Raw genomic sequence first — 4,815 nt, forward strand, 5'->3', positions numbered from 1 at the left:
AATGGTCGCAGAACCACTGCCATCATCAGCCCCCGGCATAAGGCCATCAGGAGTGTCCATATGCGCGCCGATTACCAGTGCTGGTGCTTTGATGTTTTTGCCAATTATCGTTACTAAAGAGGGTTGCTTATACCAGCCTGTTTTAACAAAAAAAGCATCAGTATCCGTACGCGAATACTCAATAGCCATTGCTTCAAAAGAACTTTTTAGCCAATTAGCCGCCTCAACGCCAGTATCTTTGGTAGCAGAACGGTTCGCATAGGAGGTCAGATGATTTAATGTTTGCCAGATATTAGTAGGAACAACCGTTGCCAATACCTCATTGACCTCTTTTATGTGCTTCACGTCAAGCGAATTGATTTCTGCAAAAATTGAATTGCTAGCGAGTACGAAACCCGCGGTAATTAATAATATAAATTGACGCATTTGATCTCCCGGCATTAATTTAATCGATGTTATTACATGACAAAACAAAGTCAGCGCCTTATAAAGGAAAAATTATTTGTTATCAATGGGTTATTTTAATTATTAGTAACATCGCAATAAGTCTGATAAAACTAACCGAATTACCGTGCTTGTTCGCAGTAATTCATAATGGAAAAATTTATCCGGTTAGGATTAAAATCATTTGGGCAAATATACTACAATAAAATCAAAAAAGACACCCCGGGTTGAAAAAAATCCAAGGCTTTAAGGTTCTTCGACCATTTGAGGAAATACATCTCATAAAAAAATCCCCGCAACAGCGGGGATGAGCAAAATAAGGGTGGAATAATTACTCAGAAGCCTGTTCTATCACAAAAGCCAAGGCCAATTTCGCGAAATTAGTCATATGCTCCAAACTCAATAAAGACATGGTATCTGCGGAACTATGAATATAAGGATTATGTTCATCAAAATTAGATTCACATGGAAATGCTGATGGAACACCTACTTCAGTCCAGGAAGCATGATCGCTACATCCATAACCACAACGAGAATAATCTACAGGTACATGAACATAAGTATCAATTAATTTAGCAATATAATTGCTTAAGCTTTTATCAGTATAATCAGTGAAAACCCACATGGTCGGATCATCCGCTTTCACACGATAACCCGTCATATCAAATTGCACCACAGCTTTAACTGGAATAGCATGATCCTGGAAATATTCAACAACATGTTGTGAACCAACCAACCCACGTTCTTCAGCAGCATACCAAATAATATAAACAGGACGTTTAAACGTTGTATTTGATGACAAGAGAACGCGTGCGGCTTCCATAATGCTTGAAGAACCACTACCATCATCACCAGCACCAGGCATGCGCCCATCAAGGGTATCCATATGAGCGCCAATGACGATACCAGGCGCTTTAATGTCTTTGCCAATAACCGTAACCAATGAAGGTTGTTTGTACCAGCCGGTCTTTACAAAATACGTTTCAGTGTCAGTACGACCGTATTTAACCGCCATCGCTTCAAAAGTAGATTTCAACCAATTTGCAGCTTCAACGCCAGTGTTTTTGGTTGACGAACGGTTATGATACGAAGTGAGATGAGTCAAGGTATCCCAAATATTATCCGCTACAACTTCTTTCAACGCAGCATTCACTTCCTCTTCATGCTTGACCTCATAAACATCTTTATTTGATTTGCCAGGCAGGAGTGATTTTATCGTACTTTGTTGTAATAAGGCTTGAGCAGATTGTTTTTTTGTTGCCGATAAAGTGCCTTCTAATTTATGACTCAGGTTCACAAAATGACCGCATTTTACTTGATCTGCTAATAAAACCAGTTTCTCAACATCACTGGATTTCATATCAATAATTTTAAATTGTTTGTTTTCAGCTAACACTTCATGCGCCACATGAATATGAGCAGCCAAACATTGGGGCACTTGTAATTGCTCACGAACAGGCATGCCCGTAGCAAAAATTGAACTGCTTGCAAATACTAGTCCTGTTGAAATACAGGTCATCCATTGGTTTAAACGCATATCATCTCCTATATTATTTGTCCATGACGATACTACATGATGAAGAAAATCATGCAAGTAAACTTTTATGTTTAAAATACAAATAGTAAAAATGTTCTTTTATCGACCTTAATGCTATTGATAATCATTTTCATTTGGTATAAAGTTCATTGCTCAACTTCTATGAGCAAAGATATTACAATGAAACTAAAATATATACCTATCAATCTCAAGAAAATACCTTACAACCTTTCTCTTCTGTTACTCACTATAGGCGCGAGTTTAATTCTCGGCTTTTTAAGTTTTGGTGGCATGTACGCCCTGTTACCGGTGCTGCCCTTGGCCTTTGCTACATTTGTTCTTTCAGTGGCTTATGAGGGGGAGATTTATTTGCAGAATATTAAAGGCGCTCTCAGCAAGCTATTTAAAAGTAATTATCTTGAAAACACTTTAGCTAAAGAGTATCTGCTCAATCATTTTCCAGGTGATACTCAAGATGAAAACTGTCCGCAATTTTTTAGAGATTATAAAGCCCAGCTGATGCTGCTCGGAGCCTTTGGCCATCAAGAGCTGGACAAAGAGAGTAAAAAACGCAAAAAACAAGTTGAAAAAACATTATCTGACATGGAAAAGTGGTTTGCCTTACAACTTTTTCCCAATAAAGAGAAAGAAAGCGCAGATGAATCAGATTATGCCCTTCAACTTCGAACATGGCTTGCCAATAATCATCAGCAAGAATATGAAGAACTACGGAATAATCAAGGCTTTCAATATACGATAGTCAAAGCGTTTAGCATATTGTCCGGTATATTTATGGGATTGGGTTCTACCTATTTAATGGTTGAAGCCTTCACCGTTATCCCATTTTTAGCAGCAATTCCCTTCACGATGTGGCCATTAATGATCGTTCCTCTAGCACTGATTGCCGGCACCGCCTATGGCATGCTGACCTTTAATGCGATTACCGACATCATTAATAATGATACGGTGTTCAAGTGGTATAACAAAATCAGTACAGATTTAAGTAAGGGCCTGACGTTACATAATATTTTTATCGCATCAACTGCAGCCCTCTTGGTAGGCCTGGCAGGTGCACTTACTGTCTGCACGATGGGAACCTGGTGGACAGTTGCTACCAACGCCCGCCCCTTGTTTGACTGGATGAAAAACATGCCCAGCTTCATCATGGGGGTCATTAATCCGATTATTACTGGATTATCCGCCATATTTTTCAATATTCAAAACTCAGCAGAATCTCTGGAAATGGTAGATGAGGCCAGTCAGAATAATAGCAATATATTAAAAGAAGTTTATGATTCGATTAAGAAAGGCTACCAACACCTTATTGATACTGAAAATTGGTTACAAATAATAAATCCCTTTCGTCTGCTGCTTAAATTAACCATCACCCCACTACGCGTTTTATTATTTATTGGACACCTTATCAGTATTGCTTTTACTGCGGACAGAATGCCTGGAGTACCGCAAATTGTATCCATGTTTATCGCCATGTTCAGCGAAGGTTTTGAAGACGCACACTATTTTATTGGTGGGAAGAATCACGAAGAACATGATCATCAGGACTTTAAAGACCTTCTGCAAGAGCGACTAGGAGAAGCTTCTGGCCACGAACATGGTGATAATGATATACCAACCTGGTTACTGCAAACTGCGGCCTCCCCTCTTTATGCCCTAGCAGCACTGTGGGATTATTCCTTTACCAATGCGAATATCAGCTTTAAAAACGCCTGGGATAAGCAAAGAGGCATAGCCAAGGCGCAACATGTTGAACTGGCTCCCGATGCAGAACGTCCATCAAAAGAATGGCAACAAGTCCATGCCCTGGCTCGAATTACTAAATTTGAAAACAAACACCTGAAGAACGTAACAGTTGACCGCGATTTAGCTGAGGTTAAACTCATTGAACTGGGGCATCTGAAAGAGCAGATCCGCAATGCTCAATCAAGTGAATCTTTGGCAGAAACATTGAAACAGGCTAAAAATCAGCCCGCTTATAATCAACATCGATTATTTGCTGCCGGCAAAAATGAAAAAACCGCGACCCAGGAATTCATCGAAACACTGCCATGCAGAGTCAATGTTAACTAATTATCTTCTAATTCGGGGTTCTGTGGAAGAACCCCGATTACGTACATTAAATGTGACACCTGGTCGTTTATACGACCAGGAAATTGATTAATTGGTAACCGAGCGAACACAACGAAGAGAAGCAACACGGTTCTTATCAAGGGAGTCGCTGTTAAAGGCACCGTCACCGGGAAATCCTGTAGCCATTGCGTCAGTCGTAGTCGCGGACGGAGACTCAGTGGAGCTCCAATGGAAGTCAGCCAAGAACCCACCGATAGCGTCTTGATTGCTATACAAGCAATTCAATTCGTTTTGCGCAGGTAAATACCAGTCCTCATAACATACGCCGCCAGTGGGGCATGGTGAATAGCCGTCGCTTTGAAGTTGCAATAGAGAGCAAATATTCGCAGCATAAATAGTGCTAGTTCCTAAGGTGTTCACAATAGTCTGTGTGTTGCTAGAACCATCAGTATCGCTCGTTGCACCTGTTGCCACGCCCCTAGTACCCCATACAGCAGTCGACTCGTACACTGTTGCCACCAGGTAAAACGTTGTTGGTGTCATCAGCTCAGGTGCAGTACACGCTACCTTACCACCTTGTGAGGGCGACCCCACAGGAGGTGCTGTCGTAACCGTGTCCAGTGCTAAAGTACCCGTTTCCTGCGTTGTATTGCTTCCCGAAATAGCAAAACTGGTTGCAGGGATATCAGTAGCACCTGCAACAGCAGCCGTTTTTGCAACGATAAAGCGCAAAATACAGCTTGCCC

Annotated in this window: 2 protein-coding genes and 2 pseudogenes; 1 reads left to right on the forward strand and 3 read right to left on the reverse strand. The window is 41.0% G+C overall.

Going from position 1 to position 4,815, the window contains the following annotated elements:
- Together Q0495_RS09500 and lapA are read right to left on the reverse strand one after the other, a co-directional pair.
- Nucleotides 1-348 (reverse strand): annotated as a pseudogene (locus Q0495_RS09500) (aminopeptidase); the annotation flags it as partial.
- A gap of 427 nt (nucleotides 349-775) precedes the next feature.
- Nucleotides 776-1,981 carry an aminopeptidase LapA gene (lapA, locus tag Q0495_RS09505; protein WP_298625362.1) on the reverse strand — a complete coding sequence of 402 codons (1,206 nt, stop codon included), beginning with the start codon at nucleotides 1,979-1,981 and terminating at the stop codon, nucleotides 776-778.
- Nucleotides 1,982-2,161: 180 nt separating this feature from the next.
- On the opposite strand from lapA, the gene Q0495_RS09510 reads away from it, so the two are divergent.
- Entirely contained in the window at nucleotides 2,162-4,069 is a 1,908-nt protein-coding gene (locus Q0495_RS09510) for a hypothetical protein (RefSeq protein WP_298625364.1), read from the forward strand.
- 87 nt (nucleotides 4,070-4,156) lie between these two features.
- On the opposite strand, the pseudogene Q0495_RS09515 reads toward Q0495_RS09510, so the two are convergent.
- Nucleotides 4,157-4,815, reverse strand: a pseudogene (locus tag Q0495_RS09515) (hypothetical protein); the annotation flags it as partial.

This window comes from uncultured Legionella sp. (genome assembly GCF_937871865.1).
In the GTDB taxonomy this organism is placed as follows: Bacteria; Pseudomonadota; Gammaproteobacteria; order Legionellales; family Legionellaceae; genus Legionella.

Coding starts and splice junctions, on each gene's coding strand:
- Q0495_RS09510 (WP_298625364.1), top strand. CDS start 2,162: ATGAAACTAAAATATATACCTATCAATCTCAAGAAAATACCTTACAAC.
- lapA (WP_298625362.1), bottom strand. CDS start 1,981: ATGCGTTTAAACCAATGGATGACCTGTATTTCAACAGGACTAGTATTT.